Source organism: Moraxella sp. CTOTU47616 (genome assembly GCF_032017465.1).
Classification (GTDB): Bacteria; Pseudomonadota; Gammaproteobacteria; order Pseudomonadales; family Moraxellaceae; genus Faucicola; species Faucicola tetraodonis.
Window position 1 is genome coordinate 1 of sequence record NZ_DALZPU010000010.1, and the last position, 22549, is coordinate 22549.

At 46.0% G+C, this 22549-nt stretch carries 22 protein-coding genes; 8 read left to right on the top strand and 14 right to left on the bottom strand.

Annotation, left to right across the window (positions count from 1 at the left end):
* Positions 1–242: 242 nt before the first annotated feature.
* Positions 243–1394, top strand: a complete 1152-nt coding sequence (locus RTS10_RS10045; RefSeq protein ID WP_312540179.1) for an aminotransferase class I/II-fold pyridoxal phosphate-dependent enzyme — start codon at positions 243–245, stop codon at positions 1392–1394.
* Between the two features lie 106 nt (positions 1395–1500).
* Positions 1501–1944, top strand: a complete 444-nt coding sequence (hemJ, locus tag RTS10_RS10050) for a protoporphyrinogen oxidase HemJ (RefSeq protein ID WP_007115035.1) — start codon at positions 1501–1503, stop codon at positions 1942–1944.
* 59 nt (positions 1945–2003) lie between these two features.
* Here hemJ and RTS10_RS10055 read toward each other — a convergent pair whose 3' ends face one another.
* The 5 genes from RTS10_RS10055 to ppnP form a co-directional block, all read right to left on the bottom strand.
* Positions 2004–2714, bottom strand: a complete 711-nt coding sequence (locus tag RTS10_RS10055; RefSeq protein WP_312540180.1) for an exonuclease domain-containing protein — start codon at positions 2712–2714, stop codon at positions 2004–2006.
* Positions 2715–2945: 231 nt separating this feature from the next.
* Positions 2946–4343, bottom strand: coding sequence for a TrkH family potassium uptake protein (locus RTS10_RS10060; RefSeq protein WP_062332299.1), 1398 nt, complete (start codon positions 4341–4343; stop codon positions 2946–2948).
* Positions 4344–4380: 37 nt separating this feature from the next.
* Entirely contained in the window at positions 4381–5040 is a 660-nt protein-coding gene (locus RTS10_RS10065; RefSeq protein ID WP_062332302.1) for a potassium channel family protein, read from the bottom strand.
* Positions 5041–5115: 75 nt separating this feature from the next.
* Positions 5116–5892 carry a 23S rRNA (guanosine(2251)-2'-O)-methyltransferase RlmB gene (gene rlmB, locus RTS10_RS10070; protein WP_312540181.1) on the bottom strand — a complete coding sequence of 259 codons (777 nt, stop codon included), beginning with the start codon at positions 5890–5892 and terminating at the stop codon, positions 5116–5118.
* A 61-nt stretch (positions 5893–5953) separates the two neighbouring features.
* Positions 5954–6292: a pyrimidine/purine nucleoside phosphorylase gene (gene ppnP / locus RTS10_RS10075; RefSeq protein WP_007115041.1), complete on the bottom strand. Its 339-nt coding sequence runs from the start codon at positions 6290–6292 to the stop codon at positions 5954–5956.
* A gap of 574 nt (positions 6293–6866) precedes the next feature.
* Here ppnP and recN point away from each other — a divergent pair.
* The 6 genes from recN to xerD all read left to right on the top strand — a co-directional run bounded on the left by recN (position 6867) and on the right by xerD (position 11396).
* On the top strand, positions 6867–8573 hold the full coding sequence (gene recN / locus RTS10_RS10080) for a DNA repair protein RecN (RefSeq protein WP_312540182.1): 1707 nt from the start codon (positions 6867–6869) through the stop codon (positions 8571–8573).
* Positions 8574–8656: 83 nt separating this feature from the next.
* On the top strand, positions 8657–9223 hold the full coding sequence (locus RTS10_RS10085) for a YqgE/AlgH family protein (RefSeq protein WP_050324897.1): 567 nt from the start codon (positions 8657–8659) through the stop codon (positions 9221–9223).
* Positions 9216–9701 (top strand): Holliday junction resolvase RuvX, encoded by a 486-nt coding sequence (gene ruvX / locus RTS10_RS10090; protein ID WP_228274244.1) that lies wholly within the window; start codon positions 9216–9218, stop codon positions 9699–9701. The genes RTS10_RS10085 and ruvX overlap by 8 nt, the downstream gene beginning before the upstream one ends.
* Positions 9698–10150, top strand: coding sequence for a hypothetical protein (locus tag RTS10_RS10095; RefSeq protein WP_144918507.1), 453 nt, complete (start codon positions 9698–9700; stop codon positions 10148–10150). Before ruvX ends, RTS10_RS10095 begins: the two co-directional genes overlap by 4 nt.
* On the top strand, positions 10143–10415 hold the full coding sequence (gene tusA, locus RTS10_RS10100; protein WP_050324895.1) for a sulfurtransferase TusA: 273 nt from the start codon (positions 10143–10145) through the stop codon (positions 10413–10415). The genes RTS10_RS10095 and tusA overlap by 8 nt, the downstream gene beginning before the upstream one ends.
* 36 nt (positions 10416–10451) lie before the next feature.
* On the top strand, positions 10452–11396 hold the full coding sequence (gene xerD / locus RTS10_RS10105) for a site-specific tyrosine recombinase XerD (protein WP_312540185.1): 945 nt from the start codon (positions 10452–10454) through the stop codon (positions 11394–11396).
* A gap of 44 nt (positions 11397–11440) precedes the next feature.
* Here the strand turns inward: xerD and RTS10_RS10110 are convergent, their stop codons facing one another.
* From RTS10_RS10110 to galE, 9 genes are all read right to left on the bottom strand, one after another.
* Complete coding sequence (locus RTS10_RS10110) at positions 11441–12337, bottom strand: putative RNA methyltransferase (protein WP_312540187.1); 897 nt, start codon at positions 12335–12337, stop codon at positions 11441–11443.
* A gap of 68 nt (positions 12338–12405) precedes the next feature.
* The gene (gene mraY / locus RTS10_RS10115; RefSeq protein WP_095356567.1) at positions 12406–13524 is read right to left on the bottom strand and encodes a phospho-N-acetylmuramoyl-pentapeptide-transferase; all 1119 of its coding nucleotides are present in this window, start codon (positions 13522–13524) and stop codon (positions 12406–12408) included.
* A 230-nt stretch (positions 13525–13754) separates the two neighbouring features.
* Complete coding sequence (locus tag RTS10_RS10120) at positions 13755–15227, bottom strand: UDP-N-acetylmuramoyl-tripeptide--D-alanyl-D-alanine ligase (RefSeq protein WP_312540190.1); 1473 nt, start codon at positions 15225–15227, stop codon at positions 13755–13757.
* 65 nt (positions 15228–15292) lie between these two features.
* Positions 15293–15937, bottom strand: coding sequence for a histidine phosphatase family protein (locus RTS10_RS10125; protein ID WP_312540192.1), 645 nt, complete (start codon positions 15935–15937; stop codon positions 15293–15295).
* A gap of 14 nt (positions 15938–15951) precedes the next feature.
* The gene (locus RTS10_RS10130) at positions 15952–17514 is read right to left on the bottom strand and encodes a UDP-N-acetylmuramoyl-L-alanyl-D-glutamate--2,6-diaminopimelate ligase (protein ID WP_312540193.1); all 1563 of its coding nucleotides are present in this window, start codon (positions 17512–17514) and stop codon (positions 15952–15954) included.
* A 19-nt stretch (positions 17515–17533) separates the two neighbouring features.
* Positions 17534–19603: a peptidoglycan D,D-transpeptidase FtsI family protein gene (locus RTS10_RS10135; protein ID WP_312540195.1), complete on the bottom strand. Its 2070-nt coding sequence runs from the start codon at positions 19601–19603 to the stop codon at positions 17534–17536.
* Between the two features lie 12 nt (positions 19604–19615).
* Positions 19616–20164 (bottom strand): cell division protein FtsL, encoded by a 549-nt coding sequence (gene ftsL, locus RTS10_RS10140; protein ID WP_312540197.1) that lies wholly within the window; start codon positions 20162–20164, stop codon positions 19616–19618.
* A 141-nt stretch (positions 20165–20305) separates the two neighbouring features.
* The gene (rsmH, locus tag RTS10_RS10145) at positions 20306–21265 is read right to left on the bottom strand and encodes a 16S rRNA (cytosine(1402)-N(4))-methyltransferase RsmH (RefSeq protein WP_203172410.1); all 960 of its coding nucleotides are present in this window, start codon (positions 21263–21265) and stop codon (positions 20306–20308) included.
* A gap of 247 nt (positions 21266–21512) precedes the next feature.
* Positions 21513–22547, bottom strand: coding sequence for a UDP-glucose 4-epimerase GalE (gene galE / locus RTS10_RS10150; RefSeq protein WP_312540199.1), 1035 nt, complete (start codon positions 22545–22547; stop codon positions 21513–21515).
* Between the last annotated feature and the right edge of the window lie 2 nt (positions 22548–22549).

Genomic DNA, 22549 nt, shown 5'->3' on the forward strand with positions numbered 1-22549 from the left:
CCAATTCTTTCTTTTATGGGAATCGTTTATTGACCACCGATAATGCTACCACCAATCATGATGATCAGTTGATTGCCGATTTAGGGTTGACGGTTGAGAAAGCCGAGCCTAGACAAATCCCGGTGACCAATGCGATGAATGGTCGCATCGGGAGTTTGGCTGTCGTTTGATATGCCAAGAAACCGCCCAAGTGGCGGTTTTTTCTTAGATGTTTTAACGATGCTTTAACAGAGTTCAACAGTATGTTAGTCAATTTTGCCCTTCAATCAGCTCTTGATGAACAGCGCCAAAAAGACCTGTATCGTCAACTGATACCCATTAGGCAAGGCGTGACGCCCACCATTGACATAGATGGCAAAACCTACGTCAACTTTGCCAGCAACGATTATTTGGGACTTGCCACCGACCCGCAACTCATACAAGCGTTTAGCCAAGCTGCAAAAACCATCCAGCAAGTCGGTAGTGGCGCATCGCACCTGATTACGGGGCATACGCTTTGGCATGAACAATTGGATACCACCCTTGCCCAAGTGACAGGCTATGAACGGGCATTAACTTTTAGCACAGGGTATATGGCAAATGTCGGTGTGATTCAAGCGTTGTGTGGTAAAGACAGCGTGATTTTTAGCGATAAGCTCAATCATGCATCCATTGTCGATGGGGCAATCCTTAGCCGTGCCAAAGTGATGCGTTTTGGGCATCGCAATTATAGCCAATTAGAACAGCTGCTCTCGCAAAGTAGCGCTAAGCAAAAACTGATTGTCACCGATCATATTTTTAGTATGGATGGTACCATTGCCGATTTGGCTGCGCTGCATGCATTAGCTACTCGTTATGAATGCGCCTTGATGGTAGATGATGCCCACGGTTTTGGTTTGCCCTATCAGGCTTATAAAAAAGCCCAACCACAGGCAGATATTTATATCGGCACCTTTGGTAAAGCGATAGGTACCAGTGGCGCATTTGTCGCAGGTTCGAGTGAGCTGATTGACTATGTGACCAATTTTGCCCGTTCATTTATTTATACCACGGCGATGCCCCCTGTGCTTGCCAGCGTGACTAAAACTAGCATAGCCATGTCGCACACCGATACTTTGCGCAGTGACCAATTACTTGCTAACATCAAGCAGCTCAGTCAAGGGCTATTGCAGCAAAATTGGCAAGTAGGTATTGATAATCAAATACCGACCACCGCCATTATTCCTGTGGTCATTGGCAATAATGATAGAACCCTGCAGCTTGCCAACGCGTTAAAATCTCGCGGTTTTTGGGTCTCGGCAATCCGCCCACCCACAGTGCCTGTAGGCACAGCACGGCTACGCTTTTGCGTGAGTGCTCGTCATAGTGAACAACAAATCTCGGATTTACTTGCTGTCATGCAAACTTTAAAATAACGGCTATTTGCAAACTTTTTTAGGGCAAGTTTATTTAGAGTAAGCTGATTTAGAATAAGCTTATTTAGGGTAAGTTTATTTAGTTGCATCATCATCGGGGTAAGCAATGACAGAATATTTTTTATGGTTTAAAGCTTGGCATGTGATTTCATTGGTGTGTTGGTTTGCCGCGATTTTTTATCTACCACGCTTGTTTGTGTATCATGCCATGAGCGCCGATAAAATCAGTCAAGAGCGATTTGCATTGATGGAGCGTAAACTGTATCGCGGCATCATGACACCTGCGATGATTGCCACTTGGATTTTTGGTTTGTGTATGCTACTACCCAATTGGGACAGTTATAAAACCCAAGTTTGGCTACATATCAAGCTAGCCTGCGTCATTGCGTTGACGGTATATCATGTAGCTTGTGGTCGATTTCGCTTAAAACTGATTGATAACCCTAATTATAAAACCCATGTTTTTTGGCGTTGGTTTAATGAGGTGCCTGTGTTTATTTTGGTCGCCGTGGTGATTTTGGTGATTGTTAAACCGCAATTTGGCGCGTAATCATTTTGACACTTTATGGGTTAAATCATGGCGCAAGGGTTCAATCATAGCGCAGGCAATCATAGAAGGTTGCCATGCTTGCATGCGCTATTTTCAGTGAGCGCAAGGTGTAAATACGGGTCAAGGTCAGCTTGTTTGAGCAGCCAATCGACATAATCAGCCGGCAAGTCTTTAATGGCAACCCCTTTATGTTTACCAAAGCGCATTACCGTGGGTTTTCGGGCATGTTCACTGGCTTGATACAGCTGTGCCATATCGGTGATGCGATGCTGATAGCAGATAGCTTTTAAGACCAAAAAGGTAAACCAAATATCGTATTTGGCACCATGCGCGAATTTGATATTTTTTTTGGCAACCTGCGGCTCAAAAAAACACAGTAACGCACCCAAACTATGGCTATCTAACTGCGGGAAAAAATGCCGTGCCAGTGCCAAAGTGCAAATACGCTTAATGTTTGATAAATCACATTTGGCATTGGTCAGTACGTCAGCATCAAAGTCAATATTGTGCCCAATAAGATACTCGCAGTCTTCTGGTAACTGAAAATCAGTATGCGGCGGCTTGTCTGCCACATCGTCGTCAAAAATCCCTGTGATGGCTTGGCTGCCCAAAGTAATTTTTTTGTGCGGGTTAAAGCGCTGCTCAAAAGCGTTGTGGGTCTGTAGTGTTAGCTCGCCTGCTGGACTAAACACCACGCCAATGTAGGCAATTTCGGTCGCATGTGGCTCAACCAATCCATGCGCTTCTGTATCTAAAATATAACTACTCATAACCTTAAAACTTACTAAATCGCTCAATTCACCCGTTGTAGACAATCATCATACACGATTTGGCGATAGCTTCGTTAGGTTTTCAGTATCTTGGGTTTTCGGTATCTTATTTTTAGTATCTTGGGTGCACCAATCGCTATCTACATCAATCGCTGTCTAAAGGTTCTGCTTGGTCTTTGCTGCTTCACTAACCCTGTTAAATTAGCCAACTTAGCCAATAAGGGCGCCAACTCAACCAACAAGGGTATGGGTCTCAGGGTAACGAATACGGGTCGGCTTAGGGGTTGCGATAAAATACGCCAAGGTTAACGGTCCAAGACGCCCCATATACATCATAAACATAATCACCCATTGCCCAGGTTCGCTCAATGTCGGGGTGAAATTTCGCGATAACCCGACCGTTGCCGATGCCGATATCACTTCAAATAAAATATCAACCAAATGCCCTTCTGGCTCACATATGGTTAAAATAAACGCCGCTAAAGCAATCATCAAAATCGAGGTGCTCATCACCGCAAACGATTTTTTCACCAAGTGATCAGAGATAGCACGATGAAAAATTGTCACTTGCGGGTGCTGACGCAAATATGCCCTAGTCGATGCTAGGATAATCACAAAGGTACCGATTTTGATACCGCCACCTGTGGACATTGAGCCTGCGCCAATAAACATCAATATAAAGGTCAATAACGTACTGGCATCTGTCACTTGGCTATAATCAATATTATTAAAGCCTGCGGTACGTGACGTCACCGCCATAAACCAAGACGCAAACCACTGCCCAGCTTCGCTCAATCCGCCAATCGTTTTGGCGTTATGACGCTCAAGTAACCAATACCCCATACAACCGATGACATTGAGCGCTATCGTGCCCAAAACCATGACTTTGGTGTGCAGGGTAAATTTTTGCCAGCGCTTGTGTTTGATGATATCTAAAATCACCAAAAATCCGATACCACCCGTGATAATAAGCAAACTTATGATAAAACTAATCATCGGCTGGTGCACATAGGCAGTCATATTGTTGCCATTTAGCGCAAAACCTGCATTGTTAAACGCTGAGATACACAGAAAAAATGCTTCATACATCGCATCTTTTAGCCCTTTTAGCGGTGCTAAAAATAGCGTTAATCCTAAAAAACCCAAGCTCTCGGTGATAAAGGCAATTTTGATTACCGCTTTGGCTGTACTACCAATTTGGTTGCTATGGGTACCCAACGCTTCCTGCGCCGTGATTGAGCCGGATAATCCCATTTTACCTTGCAAACTGGTCAATACCAAAATCGCAAAGGTCATAAAACCTAGCCCGCCAAATTGAATCAGCGCGGCAATCACCAGTTGTCCAAACGTGGTATAGTTAGCGGTATCTACGACATTTAGTCCCGTGACCGTCACCGCAGACGTCGCGGTAAAGGCTGCTGCTAACAGACTAATCGGTTGAATTGTTGCGATTGGCAATGACAGCAAAACCGTCCCCATCACAATTAACGCTAAAAACCCCAAGGACAAAATCGCAGGCGAGGACAACTGCAGTCCCTGTTTGGTAGGCGGCTCTAGGTCGTGAGTGCTGGGTTTTGATTTATCAACAATCTTTGGTTTTTCGCCTTTTTTGACTTCACGAAACGGCATATCTACACCTAATTACCTTTTTTGCGTGAGTGGTGAGCTAAATAGCCGTTTGGCGAATGGCTTTGGCAAGGCGACGCAGCGCTTGGGTATCACCACCCACCACCAATTTATCCCCACCTTGAAAGAAAAAGCCATCGGGTAATTGGTTAAAGATTTGCTGGTTGCGTTTTAGCATGATAAAAGTAATATCAGGATGGCTGTGTTGTACATCCGACCACGGGTGCCCTCGCCACTGCTCAGGCGGGTCTAGACGAACCAAAAACTGCTCGTCACCCAATGCCATGTATTGTTTGACCATCGGATAGTTCATTTTTTGGGCAATACGAATCCCCATGTCTTGTTCGGGGTGAATAATATTATTCACGCCTAAGCTTTTTAGGATTTGGTGATGGGAGTCGGTTTTGGCTTTCACCCATAGGTTTTGTACGTTTAGGCTTAGTAGGTTGAGTGTACATAGCAAGCTGGCTTCAAGGTTATCACCAATGCTCACGAGCACGCCGTCGAAACTTGCAAGGTCAAGCTCTTCTATGGTGTCTTTGTCGGTGGCATCAGCAATCACGGCACGGGTGACATGTTCACTGATGTCATCGACCAGTTTTTCATCAATATCAATCGCTAGGACTTGGTTGCCCAATTTTTCAAGCTCTTTAGCACAGGTAATACCAAAAACACCCAGTCCAATAATGGCAAATTGCATTTTGATTTTTCCTTTCTTAGCCCACTTCCTGAGCAATTTTTTTTAAATCATCAATACAGATAACATATTTTCTCATTATTTTTTAGCGCGCTGGCGACTGGCTTCATACAGCACCATGCCAGTGGCGACACTGACATTTAAACTTTGGATTTGCCCATGTTCATTGCCGGGCATCGGGATATAAACCAGCTGGTCGCAGGTATCTGCGGTCAAACGGCGAATACCGTCACCTTCTGAGCCCATCACAATCGCCACATCACCTGTCAAATCACAGTCTTGCACGGGCTTTGCCGTATCATCAAGTGCCGTACCAAACACAAACACCCCTTGTTTTTTGATGTCAGTGAGCGTACGCGCAAGATTAGTGACTTGGATAAAAGGAATTAATTCCACCGCACCGACGGCGACTTTTGCCACGGCTGGGGTAATGCTTGAGCTATGATTTTTGGGAATAATGACGGCTGAGACACCCATTGCCACGGCGGTACGCAAACACGCGCCAAGGTTATTCGGGTCGGTGATTTGATCAAGCACCAGTAGCAATAGCGGTTTTCGCTCGGTTTGGTGTTTGTCAACGAGGTATTTGAGATCTGCCTCATCTTGGAGTTCAGCAAAGCGGGCTTGCAATACCACGCCTTGATGCTGCGGACTTTCTGCAAGCTTGGTGAGTTTGTCTTTGGCGCTGATTTGTATCGCAATCCCGTAGGTTTGGGCAAGCTCGGTGATGTTGGCTACCGTGGCATCATCTTGTTTTTTACCGTCTTGAATAAAGAGTGTCAACCCATCGATACCGCGGTGTTGCAAGATGGATTGCACGGCATGAATGCCATAAAAATAACTCGGTTTTGCCATGATTGATGACCCTTTTTTTCGATTTTATATTTGCCTTGCCGCTAGCTTTGTATATTATTCGCTAGCCTTCTAGGTGGCAAATGTACTGCACGACTGCTTCATTACGTAGCTCATAACTGCTATGCCCTTCGACCAAGAACGCTTGACCGGCACGGTAATAAGTAAATTCTTCCTCGCCTGCCAGTTTGACTTCACACTCGCCTGCCAAAATTTCGATACGTTCAGATGAGTCGGTTTTAAATTCATAGGCGGGCACATCGGCATCACAAGGTAGCACGATTCCTAGCATTTTTTTGCGTCCATCTTCAAACCAAACAGTCCGACTAAAAGTACGACCTTCATAGTAAACATTCGCTATTTTTTCTACCGATACATGGTCGAAACGATTAGGTGACGTCATGAGATTCTCCTTAAAATACACAGTCAGTTGACTTGATAACGCTGCCTTGTTATAAAAAATTATAAAGAATTATAAAGATGGGCAAGTCGTTTTGCGGCAACCCGCTTTTTTTAATCGACAAATGGGTTTTATAATCAAACGCAGTCCGTGACTTGTCGCAATCAGCCAATGGTATTGCCGATAGATTGTTAACGGTTGATAAAAAATTATGTTCCGTTATCCTTGTGCAGACGTTGTTTAGACCAATAGAATATCATCAAATTTAGTCAACTTTTATGACAATCTATGTTTTATGACAATCGATGAAACCGCCCTCAACTTGACTAGGCGAAGATTGCTAGACACAGATACCCATCAAAGATAGCCAGCTGACGGAAATTTGGATTTTTGCGTTGCTTATTTTGTAATTGTCCCAATTATGCTATTGTTTAGTGTGAAACAGCTAGATGGAATTTTTACTGATTTTTGAAGACTTGTCTAGGATTATTGTGAGCTTTTCATGACAAGGTTACAATAAAGTTTTTGCAAATTTGACCGCCAATGTGCCACTCTTAACGTCAATGATAGGATTGATATGCTGACACAGTTAACCTTACAAAATTTAGCACTCGTCACCAATGCTGAGATTGAGATGAATGCTGGATTTAACATTATCACTGGCGAGACAGGTGCTGGTAAATCACTGTTGCTTGACGCCTTGACCTTGTGCGTGGGTGGTCGTAGTGACGCAGGTTTGATTCGGCATGGACAGACCACGGCAGACGCTTTTGCAGAATTTAATATCGGTCAATTACCCGAAGTCATGGCATGGCTTAGTGAGCAAAATTACCCATTTGAAGACGATACGCTGCTGATTCGCCGGCAACTTGCTAACCAAAACGGTGCGCTTCGTAGTAAAGCTTGGCTCAATGGCATGCCCATTAGTATGAATGAGCTTAAAACCTTGGGTGGGTTACTGGTCAATATTCACAGCCAACATGCCCAGCAAAGTTTGCTGCGTCCGCAGTTTGTGATGGAATGGCTTGATAGCGCCACGGGCTTAAATAGCCAAGCAAACGACGTAAAACAGGCTTTTTTGCAGTACGAACGCCTTAAATCACAAGCCGCCCAGCACGCCAAAGATGAGCAATTGCGCCAGCAGCAAATTCAGCTATTGAGCAATCAATTAGCCGATATTGAGCCAATTGCCACTGTCTTATACAGTGAACTTGAAGCTGAATACGATGAATTATCTAACCTTGAAAACCTCATGCAGCAAGCCGCCTTGTCGGTGCAATTACTGGATAATGACAGTGATGAGCCCGATGTGGTAAGCCTGCTTAATCGGGCGATTAAACTGTGTGAAGCGCAAACCGGGCTTAGCCAAACCTATGCGGATTGCGTTGAACAGTTGTACTCAGCACATACCCAAATCGCTGAAGTGGCTAGCACTTTGAGCAATTATGCCGAAGGACAAAGCCTTGACCCCAAGCGGTTAGCGTTACTTGATGAGCAGTTATCGACGTTCCACCGACTCGCGCGTAAATATCACACCACCCCTGAAAGCCTTGTTGAAGACAGCCAAGCCTGGCAACAGCAATTAGATGATTTGCAATCGGTGATGTCGCCTGAAGCAATGGCAGAGCAAATTGAACAAGCTTATCAAGCCTACTTGCAAAAAGCCCAAGCGTTGGATGACAGTCGCCAAGCCAATGCCACGACATTAGCTGAAGCCCTAGTTGCACGGTTAAAAGCATTGGCATTGCCCAATGTGCAAGCGGCATTTGAATTTACCCCACTTGATAAACCACAAAGTATCGGGTTATCGCAAATCGATTTGCTATTTAGTGCCAATGTCGGCATGCCGATGCAACCGATTCACAAAATCGCCTCAGGCGGTGAATTATCACGGCTAGCCCTTATCATGCAAGTCATTGATGCGCAAGGGGTTTGCCGTAATACGATGACCGATATGGCAACCACCACCCGTCAGTTATTGGTATTTGATGAAGTAGATGTAGGTATCAGTGGTGGCACGGCGCAAGTGGTGGGCGAATTACTGCGTGAGCTGGGTGAAGAACAACAAATCATTGCGATCACTCACCAATCGCAAGTCGCGGCACAAGCCCATCAGCATATTTTGGTGTACAAAACCCAGCAAGAGAAAGCCCAGTCTCACTTAAAAATCCTGTCGGGCGATGACCAAGTGCAGGAATTAGCGCGCATGTCGGGCGGGGTCAATATCACCGAAGACACGCTCAAACACGCGCGTAGCTTGCTAGCAAGTCGCCGTGTCAGTTAATTTAATATCGCTTGTCGCTTTTAATGTTTATTGTTTTTAATGTTTGCCGCTTTTAAGTCGCTTTTAATTAGGTATGCCACTGAATGTCAAAAAACCAAAATCTTACCAACCATTTTTTGATAGCCTCGCCCAATATTGACGGCGGGATTTTCTATCAATCTTTGGTGTATATTTGCCGTCAAGACCAACAAGGCACGTTAGGGCTAGTCATTAACAAACCCATCGAAACCAGCAACGTTGCCAAACTGTTTGAAGAATTAAATATTGATGTGACCATCACCGACTTGCACCGAAAATTACCCTTAGATGGGGGTCCTATGAACCCGGAAGTTGGGTTTGTGCTCCATACGGGACAGCCCGATTGGGTATCTTCGTTTGCCATCACCGAAAACGTCTGTATCACCACTAGCAAGGATATTTTACAAAGTATCGCCAATGGTCAAGGCGTTGAGCATTTTGAGCTTTGTTTGGGTCATGCCAGCTGGGGAAAAGGGCAGCTAGAAGAAGAAATCAACCAAGGCGATTGGTTTGTTTTGCCGGCATCAATGGGGCTATTGTTTGATATCGACCATCAGACTCGCTGGCAAGTCGCCGCTCAGCAGTTGGGCGTTGATTTTAACAAACTGAGTACGGATATCGGCCATGCTTAACCTGACTATGGCGCAAGATACCCATCACACCCATACTATCGAAACGGTGATGGGGCTTGATTTTGGCATCGCAAAAATGGGTATCGCCTTGGGCAATACCTTAACCCAAACCGCAAGCCCGTTGATGCAGTTTAAAATGGATAATGGCAAACCCAATTGGGATGAATTGCTAAAACTTATCGAGTCATGGCAAGTGAGCACCATCATCATTGGTTTGCCGCTGAATATGGATGGCACTGCATCTGAGCTTGGCAATCGTGCCAAAAAATTTGCTCGTAGGCTCAAGCACCAGCTCGAGGAAGCGCATCGACCACGCCCGATTATTTTGGCGGATGAGCGCTTAACTAGCCGTGAAGCCAAAAATTTGGCTTGGGAATATGGGTTAATCAAAAGTGACAAAGAGCCGATTGATAGTATCGCCTCGGCAATTATGCTTGGCAGTTGGCTTAGAAGTGGCGAAGGAGCGCTGTTATCATGACTCAATTAAATGTGCCTGCTACGCCAACGACCAAAGGCTTTTCTGCCCCTATTCTTGGTTTGATTGAACACGCACAGCGACTCAACAAATGGTCAATTTATCTGGTTTATTTGGCAATTGCGCTATTTTTATTATTTGGTACCCTAAAGAGCTTGTCACAGTTTAAGGACAGTCAAACAATTTATACTTTGTTTCATTGGGTGCCTTACGGACTTGTTGGACTGACCATACCGCTATCCTGCTATGTGGCGTTTATTTTATACCGTTACCGTTTAAGCCAGCCGAGCATGCTTGCGCTGTGTATCGGTATGGGATTTGGCTTGTTTGTTATCAGTAGCTATGTCGCCCTAGCCGCCTGGATTGGGGTGGCGTTTATGTTTAAAGCCAATTTAACCCGTTTTTTTAATTTTATCCAAGAAAGTCAACAAACAGAGACTCAACATGCCTGATGCCAATTACCAACTCGATACCCAAGGGCTGATTTGTCCAGAGCCGATTATGCTGCTGCATAAAACTGTTCGTAAAGCGCAGTCGGGAGAGGTGATTCATGTCATCGCCACTGACCCTGCGACCACGCGCGATATCCCCAATTTTTGTCGTCATCTGGGGCATGAACTTATCGAGCAGCAAGACATCATCAACCCCCAACAACACCAAAATCCTGATCCGTATGCCAATGTGTATCATTACTGGATTAAGAAAAAAGCTGGTTAAAAAAACGCCCCCTTATCCCGAGATTTCAAGTCATTTATGTCCCAAGTCGCCGCGCGCCAACCTCGCCAAGTCAAAGCCTTACACCTTGATGATGAGCCCAGTTATATTCAGCAGTTTCGCCAAGAATTGCTGACGCGGGGACTTGCCACCAATACGCGCAATGCTTATATTCGTGACTTGATGCTGTGTGAAGCCACCTGTAGCAAAGCCATCACCCGTTGGGATGCCAGTGACGTGTTAGCTTGCCTAGCGGCGCTCTATAAACAAGGCAAAACAGCGCGCAGCCAAGCGCGTGCCTTATCATCGCTCAAACAGTTTTTTTTATGGCAAATCAACGCTAATCAGCGTGATGACAACCCGTGTGAGCATATCAAGACCCCAAAACTTGGGCGCGCGCTACCCAAAGATTTATCCGAAAGTGATGTCGATGCCCTACTCGCCAGCCCAGATACATCGACCCCATTGGGCATGCGTGACCAAGCCATGTTTGAAGTGCTCTATGCGTGCGGGCTGCGTGTCTCTGAGCTTATTCATTTATCGTTAAGTGAAGTCAATCTCAATGCAGGCTGGTTACAGGTTACCGGTAAAGGTGATAAGACTCGGCTGGTACCCCTTGGCGAAGTGGCGATTGATGTATTGACCGATTATTTGAGCGTAGCGCGACCGCAATTATGTATCATGAAAAATGGCCGAGAAAGTCGCTGCCAAGCGGTATTTTTGACCCAACAAGGCGGCTATATGACCCGCCAAAACTTTTGGTATGTCATTAAACGCTACGCCAAGCAAGCCGGCATCGACAGCGAAATTTCTCCGCATACCTTACGTCATGCCTTTGCTACTCATTTGCTCAATCACGGCGCTGACTTGCGCAGTGTACAGATGCTATTGGGTCACAGTGATTTATCAACCACCCAAATCTATACCCATGTGGCGACATCAAGACTGCAACAGCTACATCAGCAGCATCATCCGCGCGCTTAGGGCTGTTTGTAAGGTAAAAAAATAGCCCACTGACGGGCGCTTTTTTACAGACAAATTTTTTGAAACCCATAAATCATAAAATCCGTAGTAAAGCGCATTGACCCTGCCTGCTCGCAGCGGTCGATTAATGCTTCACGTCTGGCTGGCTGCGCCCGAAACGCATAGGGCGTCATAGTCAATAAATCTTGTAACTGCGTAGCGGTAAGCGAAATCGTGTTTTCCAACCGCGTTTGCTTAACCAACTCAAAATACGGTGCTAATTCATCGATAAATTTGTCTGAGTCGTGCGCCACGATTTGTTCAAATAGCCCGTCACGCATCTCAATCAAGTGATTGACGGCAGGCTTGGCAATCACTACAAAGCCTTGGTCGCTGACTAACCGATGAAATTCATCCGCCAAAATCGGGCTAAAAATACTGGTCAATATACTCACCGCCTGACTGGCCAATGGTACTTGCGAAGCAGATGCCACTAAGCAATATTTTTGTGTGGTCGTGTTAATTGGTTTAAGTCGTTTGGCAGTGGCAAGTACGGCAGGTTTGCTGATATCAAGCGCGACTAACTTACTTGGGTTAAGCTGTAAAAATCGCTCAGTATAATATCCTTCGCCACAGCCAATGTCTAGCCAATTTACCGATGGTTGGGAGGATAATAGCCCTCTGCAAAAGTCATACAGCCCATCTTGCAGCGACTGATAAAACCCCGCTTGTAGAAAACGACGCCGCGCCATAATCGACTCATCACTATCGCCAGGGTTTTTGCTATGCTTATTTTGCACTGGCAGTAGATTCACGTACCCCTGTTTGGCGACATCAAAGCCATGTTGCCGCTGCTGCGCATTTTCACCCGTGCATTGCCAAACTTTTTCACCCACCTTTAGCGAACTTTGGCAAATCGGGCAGCGAAAATTTGCAGAAAATGTCGAAGGCAATGCCACCATAAAAATATCTCAAAAAAAACCGTTAAAAACCCAATTGATATAAAGCGCCGTTAGCGAACCTAGCAAAGTTAGCGAAGTTTCAACGTCATCAGCCCTAAAACAACCAAGACAATGGTAATAATCCAAAAACGGGTGACCACTTGGGTTTCTTTCCAGCCGCCTTCTTCAAAATGGTGATGCAGGGGCGCCATGCGAAAGATGCGTTTTTTACGCAGTTTGTAAGAGCCTACTTGTAGCATGACCGATACCGCTTCTGCCACAAATAAACCACCCATGATGAACAGCACAATCTCTTGACGCGTCATCACAGCAATGGTACCAAGCATTGCGCCTAAGGCTAATGCACCAACATCACCCATAAACACTTGGGCGGGATGAGCATTAAACCATAAGAACCCCAATCCTGCGCCAACCATGGCACCACACACCACTGTCACATCGCTATTATAAGCAATATAGGGCACGTGGAGATATTCAGCAAAGCGAAAATCCCCGGACACGTAAGCAAACACCCCTAAGCCTGCGGCGACCAACACCACAGGAAAAATGGCAAGACCATCCAAACCATCGGTTAAGTTGACCGCATTTGAAGTGCCATTAATCACAAAATAAGTAAAAATAATAAACGCCAAACCCAATGGTACAGCGGAGAAAGGAATCGACACGTTTTTAAACAACGGAATCAGTAAATCTTGCATGGCGTGAGCTGTGGCCACATGCGGCTGCTGACTGGCAATCCAGTACAAGGACACACCAACAAATAAAGCACCAACCGACAACCAAAAATATTTTTTGCGTGCAATCAAGCCTTTTGGGTCTTTATATTTGATTTTTAGCCAGTCATCTGCCCAGCCCACGGCGCCAAAAATCACCAAGACCACCATCAAAATCCATACGTAAGGGTTGGTTAGATTCGCCCACAATAGCGTGGTCACCAATATACTGCCCAAAATCAAAATCCCGCCCATGGTGGGTGTGCCTGTTTTGGCAAGGTGGCTCTGTGGGCCATCGTTACGAATGGCTTGTCCATATTTGAGCGCCCGTAGCCGTTCAATGACGCGGCCACCAAACACCATACTGATACCCAGCGCAGTCAGCACCGCTAATAAAACACGTAAGGTCAGCGATGACACAGCCGAAAATGGGGAATAAAATTGGCTTAGCCATTCAAATAACCACAATAGCACGAGTGGACTCCTTAGGGGGTTCTGGGTATAAACAGGGGCTTAAGGTCCCTGTCATTATCATGATAGGATAAATGAAAAATCGCTATGAAAACTATCTGTGAAAACCGTATCACTTGGTCTCATCAGCAAAAACCCATCATGAAAAGTTGACTATTTTAAGTAAAAATTCACAAAAAATCAGCCAATTTTTATTAAATGGCTGATGAAAGTTCTGTTTTTAGCTAGGATGGCTAACGAATTAACTCATCCATTACTTGCTCCATCATCATATAGCGCGAGCCTTTAAACAAGATATGCCAGGCGTCATCACTACTCGCCAGCTTATCTTTGATCGCCGCAAGTAGGGAGGCTTTGTCTGGATATGCCTGTGCTTGCATGCCGGATGCTTGCGCTTGCGCGACGGTAACAGGCGTTAACTCCCCCACCGTATACAGCACAGTCACGCCAGAGGCGGCAATAGCCTCACCGAGCTTGCGATGCTCCTCTTGGGCGGCATCACCCAACTCACCAATATCGCCCAATACCAACATGGTGGGCGCACCTTGACTCACCAACACTTGCGTGGCAGCAACGACGGCACTGGGATTGGCATTATAAGTGTCATCAATTAACGTATGTTTACCAAACTCAATGAAATTGAGTCGACCTTTGGCAGGTTTGGCGGTATCGAGTCCTTTGGCAATATCATCAATCGACAGCCCCAAGGCTTGCGCACAGGCCGCGGCGGCTAAGGCATTGCTGATGTTGTGTTCACCTGCAAAGTTTAAAGTGACGTTTTGAGTCTCGATTTCATCAATTTCAAAATTGAAATTTAGGCTAAAGGTGCTGGTATTACCGACTTCCACATCATCGGCAAACACATCGCCCATCAGTAGCACCGTATCTTCATCTGTTAAGCCAATTTCTTTGGCTTGTTGCATATCCACGCCAGCATCTGCCAAGGACACGTCACGCTCGCCAAAGGTGAGAATATTTTGGGTAAATTGTTGGGCATTATTGAGTAGCGTATCAAAATAATCATCACCAAATGGCACAATCGCTGTACCTGTGTTACTTAATCCTTGATAAATCTCAGATTTGGTCTTAGCGATATTATCACGCCCGCCAAACTCCCCCAAATGTGCCGTGCCGATATTGAGCACACAAGCGACATCGGGTTTGACAAGCTGCGTGGTATAAGCAATCTCTCCGACATGATTAGCACCAAGCTCCATGACGGCGTAACGATGCGCGTCGGTCAGCTCTAGTAGCATCATCGGCACGCCCAAATCATTGTTGAGATTGCCGCGGGTGATTAGTGTCGGCGCAATACGGTTTAAAATACTGCCAAGCATTTCTTTGGCGGTGGTTTTACCACTAGAGCCTGTAATCGCGACGACTTTTAGATTGGGATGTTGGTCACGGCGGTAAGCACCTAATTTGCCGAGTGCCAATTTTGTGTCAGTCACTACGAGTTGCGGCAAGTCACTGTCGACTGCACGGCTGACAATCGCTAAGACCGCGCCTTTGTCTTTGGCAGTTTGTACATAATCATGTCCGTCAAAGTTATCGCCTTGGATGGCTAAAAAGATATCGCCTTGTTCGATTTTGCGGGTGTCGGTGATAATTCTTGTGGATGTCTGGGTAAAATCACTGTGAAAGATTGGGTTTAGGTCTTTCACCGCTTCGGTTAAGTTGGCAGATTGCCAAATATATGCAGTCATTGTCGTCTCTTTATTAGGGTCTCTTTGTTGGGGTCTCTTTATTCGGGTCTCTTTATAGTTTATTACTAGCGAATCTCGTCATCTTGCCCATCATTGCGCACCCATACTTTCTTGATTCCTGCAGGAGCGAGCAACAACACTTCGCAATTTTTGGGGCGCATTGCCAGTTCAAACTCACGGAATTTTTTCATATTATATAGACGCGGGCTATCGCCAAGTAGCAGTTGCCAGATAAGCATGCCAATCCACATGCCGTGGGTAAATACTAGATAGGTGCCATCGGGCAAGCCATCAAAATACGCACGCACTTTTTGTACCCGCGCTACGAAATACTCAAAACTGTCCGTCACCTCACTGGCTCGGTGCGCAGAATGCTGTTGCCAAAAATCATCGGCAATCACACGGATGTCATCAAATGACAAATCCTTGATGGTGTCAAAATCCAAAAAGTTAAATTCGTGCAATTCGTCGATGACAATGGCTGAGCGTTTAGTGCTTTGTAGATAAGGCTGAGCCGTTTGCTGGGTGCGAAGATACTGGGATACAAAAATCTCGGTGACTGGCTCGCTGATATGGTCAGTGAGCCAATCCGCCAATGCTTGCGCTTGCGTCTTGCCAACGTCAGTAAGATTGATGGCATGATTGGGGCGCACTGCTTGCCCTGCATTGGACTCGCTTTGGGCATGACGGATTAGGTAGATTTTTTTCATGATGCTAGGCTAAGTTATTTGCCGAATTTTTCAATGGCATTTTTTACCACTACTTTATCATCAAAATCGTGGCGCACCCCTTTGATTTCTTGATAGGTTTCATGCCCTTTGCCTGCAATCACCACGATATCACTAGGCTTGGCATGCTGCACCGCATATTCAATCGCCTTTTGACGGTCTGGCTCGATAATGGCTTGATAGTGCTGCTGGCAAGTCATGCCCGCTTGCATATCGTTCAAAATCGCGTTGGGGTCTTCACTGCGTGGGTTATCGGCAGTCAAAATCACTTTGTCAGCTAGGCGAAGTCCTGCTTGTGCCATCAGTGGACGTTTACCCTTATCACGGTCGCCACCACAGCCAAATACCGCCCACAGCTCACCTGTACAGTGCGATTTTAAACTGGTCAACACCTGCTCTAGCGCATCTGGCGTATGCGCATAATCCACGATAAAACAGCTACTGGTCGATGGCACCCGATCCATACGACCTGTGGCACCGCGAAGCGTTGGCACTGCCGCTTGGATTTGCGCCACACTCAATCCCATCGCGGCACTTTGTGATAACGCGAAGGCGCCTGCGATACTCGCCAACAAATTGGCCACATTAAATCGCCCTAACAGTGGACTGTTCACCGTTAATTCACCTTGTGGCGTGACAGCTTTTGAAAGAGCAATGGTCAAATCACCCCCTTGCAAACTAGGCAGGATGGTTTTGGCAAAAAAATCGGCTTGGTCATTGGTCAAGCTATACGTCCACACGGTTAAATGGGATGCGTTAGCCGCCTCAATCATCAATTCACTAAATTCATCATCTAAATTAATAATCGCGTGAGTGAGGGTGGGAAAATGTGCTTTATCAAACAGTCGCGCTTTCGCCTGCGCATAATCGTCCATGTCAGTATGATAGTCGAGATGATCACGACTTAAATTGGTAAACATCGCCACGTTGATGGGTACGCCTTGCAGCCGCTGTTGGTGTAACCCGTGAGAGCTGGCTTCAATGGCTAAGGCTTGTACGCCTTGCTTGGCAAAATCATCAATCGCATGTTGCAGATTAAAGACTTCTAAGGTGGTGTGGGTACTTGGGGTTAAATTTGGCAAAACCCCATTACCTGCCGTGCCCATCACCGCAGTTTTGATGCCCGATTGACTGATGAGTTGGGCGACCAGTTGGCTTACGGTGGTCTTGCCATTGGTGCCTGTCACCGCGATGACCGCAGGCAACTTGGTGCGATGTTGCTGTTGCAAACTGGTTTGAATCAGAGAACCTAAAAAATCACGAATGGTAGGCAAATAAATAATCGGCAACATAAACTGCGACTGGAGCGCAGATACATCAATTTCTGACAACACAAACGCCGCTTTGTCTGTGACTTGGGCAAGATAACCTGTAACTTTTTCTAAATCGATGCTGTCGGTCGCGTTTTGACTCTTTAGCAATACAAATACATCGCCCTGACCCACTTGACGGCTATCGACCACAAACTGCCCAAATGGTTGATTCATGACAGGGTTTAACAATTGTCGCACGCTTTCTGGTAGCGATAGCGCAGACATCATCGGTTGCAACGTAATCATAGCTTTTTCCATAGGGTTGTTATAAGTCATTGACACTTTCGATGCTGGCGGCAGTGGTTTCTTTACCCGATAGCGGCTTGTCAAACGGCACATTGTACAAACGCAAGGCTTCTTTCATCACACTGCGGAACACGGGTGCTGCAACCAAACCACCAAATTTGTAAACACGCGGGTCTTCAACCATGATGGCGACCACAAAACGCGGGTTAGAAGCAGGGGCAATACCGACAAACGCGGTGCGATATTGGTCATTGTAATAGCCGCCTTTAGGGTTGGTGCGTCTTGCTGTACCAGTTTTACCCGCCACACGATAGCCATCGATAGCGGCTAAGGTTGCCGTACCGCCAGGCTCAGTGACTGACGTCATCATATCGACAATGGTAAGTGCATCGCTGGTTTTGATGACTTGCTTGGCGGCAGGTTTGGCAAAAGGGACGGAGACATTATTGGTACTACTGCTATTGAGCGCGTTATCACGGGTACTTTTAAGCAGCGTCAACGGATGCATCACGCCCCCTGCACCTAGCACACTGTAAGCTTGTGCAAGCTGCGCTAGCGTGACTTGGAGACCATAACCGTACGACACAGTTGCGCGGCGTGCGATTTCATTTTGCTCAGGCGTTGGCACTAGTCCAGCAGATTCACCGGGTAATTTTAGGTTGGTTTTTGCGCCAAAGCCAAAGGCTTTTTGCGTATCACTCATCGTGGTGGCAGGCAAAGAAAGGGCAATTTTTGCTGAGCCAATATTACTCGATTTTTGCAGTAGGGTACGCAGACTAATGGTACCTAAATTGCCATGGTCACGAATAGTATGCCCTTGCACCACCATGCTCCCTGGACTGGTATTAACCAGTGAGTTGGCATTGTATTGTCCTGACTTTAAGCCCGTGGCAACGGTGATGGGTTTCATTACCGAACCTGGTTCAAATACATCCATCAAGGCATGGTTACGCTGGTTTTCATTGGATAAACTATTTAAGTCATTGGCGTTAAACGACGGCCAGTTGGACATCGCCATCACTTCGCCCGAGTTGACATCAACAATCATACCCGCTGCCCAGCGCGCCTGCTCTACCCGTCCGACTTTTTCAAGTTCTTGGTACAAGATATATTGTAGCCGTGAATCAACGGTTAATTGTAAATCCTTGCCAGCGACTTCAGGTTTGACTTGTTCGATTTCTTTAATGCTGTTGTTTTTGGCATCACGCATGACCATGACTTCGCCATCTTTGCCCGATAGCATGTCATTAAATACGCGCTCTACCCCAGCTTGCCCTTGGTAATGCGTGCCATCTGTCATGTTGGTACGCGCCATAAAGCCCAATAACTGGGCATTTGGCTGTGGCTGTGGATAGTAGCGCTGATAAAATGTGTCGGTACTGACCCCAGCAAAGTTGGCATCGATGAGCGGCTGTGCCGCTTCAGGTTGCACATTTTTCATCAATGGAAAATAATGCGACCCTGCGCCTGTGGGCAATACGGCTTTGATTGCCTCTTTATCAGCCAAGTTGATGTTGTCATTGATACGCACCGCATTTTTAAATTCGCTGACGCTAATGCCTGTCAATGCCGAAAGTTTGGCTAAATCCATGTTCTGCAAGCGTTTTGCAACGCGCTCAAGCTCGCGACTGACTGATTTACTCGGTTTAGACTTTTGCAATTCTTGTTGGCGCGCTTTGAGCTCATAGTATTCCACCGCATAATCATGCGGACTAAAATACGCAGAGGTTAACGGGGCTGAAATCGCAAGCGGCATGTTATTGCGATCGGTGATCATACCCCGGTAAGAAGGCTCTTTTTTGATGGTGGTAATGAGCGAATTACCTTTGTCTTGATAGTAAGATTTATTAATGACTTGGATGTATGCCAAGCGTCCAAAAATCGCCACAAACACCAGCCCCATCGCTATCCAAATGGACTTAAAGCGAATGGCATCTTCTTCAATACTGCCTTGGCGTGAGGCACCACTACGACGCTTCGACGCATTGATTTTAGGGGCAGTGACTTTGAGCACAGGCACTTTGGTGGGTCGCCCTGACATGGCATTGGCAACTTTGGTGGTTATCGATTTTTTATTGCGAGTATTCACGCGGTTGCCTCATCAATGCTGCGTTTCTAGATTGATAGCTGGAGTGTTTGACTCGTTGCTGCTGGCGTCACTAGTAAATACCGTGACTTTGTTGTCGTGAATAATCATACGATCGGACAAGTTAGGGTAAAACATATTGAGCTCGGTCACCGCGCGATTGGTCACTTGCGGGGTAGCGCTAAAAGTTTGCTGCTCAATCAGCATACGTTGGTGTTCCATTTGCAGATGGCGAAATTGTTTTTTGAGTTTTTGCAGCTCGCCATATTGTTGGTGATAAGTTTGGATTTGCTCGACGACGCTCACCCCTGTCCACAAAATCGCAATCACTAATAGCATCATCGCAACCGTATAGATACTAACGCCACGATATTCAGTATCGAGCATCTCGCTAATACTGGCACCCAAGCCTTCACTGCTTTTTTTCATCGTCGTGTTATTTTTTACCATTGCGTCGTTATTTTTGGCGGAGAAAAGACGCGTTTTTTTCGGCGAATTTTGGTTATCGCGGCCATTTGACATGGGGTTACTCGTCATGGGAGGCAGGGGCTGAGATTTTGGCATTTTTATATCAAAGAGCTTTTTATATCAAGGAGCAGGGTATCAAGATAAAACAAGTTATTATAACGCAACCCATCTAAGTTTGGTTAATGCAATCGTTTTTTATTGTCTGTTATAAATATCATGTTACAAAAACGGCTGCTTTTACAATCGGGTGGCTGACCGAAGCCAAGCACTTCTGGCACGCGGGTTGGTTTTTATTTCAGTAGCCAACGGGGCGACACGCTCAGGCTTAGATAGGAGTTTGGGGCGTTTGGGTGGCATCGGCAAATTGGCATCTTCAGGATATTGACCTTTACTGTGTTTTTGCAAAAACTGCTTGATGATGCGGTCTTCTAGCGAATGAAAACTAATCACCGCCAAGCGTCCCCCGACCTTAAGCGCGATGAGCGATTGAGCCAAAAAGCTATCGATATCGCCGAGTTCATTATTGATAAAAATACGCATGGCTTGAAAACTTTGGGTGGCAGGGTGCTTGCCTTTTTGCCAATTGGGATGCGCCTGCTTGATGGTTTCTGCCAGCGCTAGGGTAGAATCATAGTGCTCCATTTGTTTGATTGCCCTTGCAATACGGCGGCTGTGTCGTTCTTCGCCATAATTATACAGCACATCGGCAAGGACGGTTTCATCGACGCGTTTTAACCATTGGGCAACCGACTCGCCACGGGTGGTATCCATGCGCATATCCACCGCACCATCGCGCATAAAGCTAAAGCCGCGGCTGCCGTCATCGAGCTGCGGTGAGGACACGCCCAAATCTGCCATAATCCCGTCGACCTGTTCAATTCCTAATCGCTGCAGATTGTCTTGCAGTTTGGCAAAACTATCATGAATCACTATCACGCGCGCATCACTGGCTGCCAATGCTTGCGCCGTTTGTATGGCTTGGGGATCTTTATCAAACACGAGCAGACGACTGTCTTTATCCAAATAAGTTAACAGCAATCGGCTGTGTCCACCGCGTCCAAATGTCGCATCGACAAAGGTGCCCGTTTTTTTGATGATTCCTGTTTCTAGCTCCGCTACAGTTACATTGAGCACACTTGCCACCGTTTCCTTTAGCAAAACAGTTTCATGGATAAATTCAGGTGCGCTAATGGTCATAACAGGCTCAATGGGACAATAAGAAAAAAGAAATTCGCTAAACAATCGCTAGGGTGAAAACACATAAAAATCATAATTTATCTAATCCCCTATTATCGCTGAAGCAAGCCTAGGGTCAAGTAAAATCATAACCTTGACTGGGTTTTTATGATAAAAATGCTCATCTTTGATAAAACCTAGCCATAAAAAAGACGGTCATAAAACCGTCGTTAATATTCGTTAATACTCAATAATATTAAAGGGGTGCTTAATCGTCATAGCCATTAGGGTTTTGGCTTTGCCAACGCCAGGTGTCAGTACACATACGCTCGATATCAAATTGCGCTTGCCAGCCCAACAGATGCTTGGCTTTATCACTACTGGCATAACAACTGGCAATGTCGCCAGGCCGTCTTGGCGCTATGCTATAAGGCACGGGTTGACCAGTGGTTTTAATAAAGGCATTGACTAATTGTAATACAGATGTCCCTTTACCTGTACCCAAGTTAATCGGCTCAAATCCTAGCTGGGTTTGGTTTTCCAAATACTGTAAAGCTGCCACATGCCCTTTTGCCAAATCAACCACATGGATGTAATCTCGCACGCCTGTCCCATCCACGGTATCATAATCATTGCCAAACACGCTTAACTTCGGCAGCTTACCCACTGCCACTTGGCTAACATACGGCATCAAATTGTTTGGAATGCCATTGGGATTTTCACCTATGGTTCCGGTATGGTAGGCACCAATGGGATTAAAATAGCGCAGTGAAATTAATTGCCAGTGGTTATCTGATTTCGCCAAGTCTTCAAGCATATATTCAATCATCAGCTTGCTTTGCCCATACGGATTGGTCGCAGAACGCGGTGAGGATTCGACAATCGGCAAGGCTTCTGGGTCACCATACACGGTTGCTGATGACGAAAAAATCAAGTTTTTTACTTGGGCGTTGGTCATCGCATCGAGTAGATTGAGCGTGCCTGCGACATTGTTTTGATAATACCAAAGTGGCTTGGCAACCGATTCACCGACCGCCTTTAGCCCTGCAAAATGCATCACCGCAGTGAAGTCATGCGCGGCAAAGGTTTTGGCAAGCAGCTGTGTGTCCAAAATATCGCCTTCGATAAACTCAATGGATTGTCCTACAATTTGCTGGACACGCGCCAGCGAGGCTGGACTACTATTGGATAAATTATCATACACTACAGGGGTGAATCCTGCGGCAATTAGCTCAATTAACGTATGTGAGCCGATATAGCCTGCCCCGCCAGTCACTAAGATTTTTTTGCTTTGATTGGTCATTG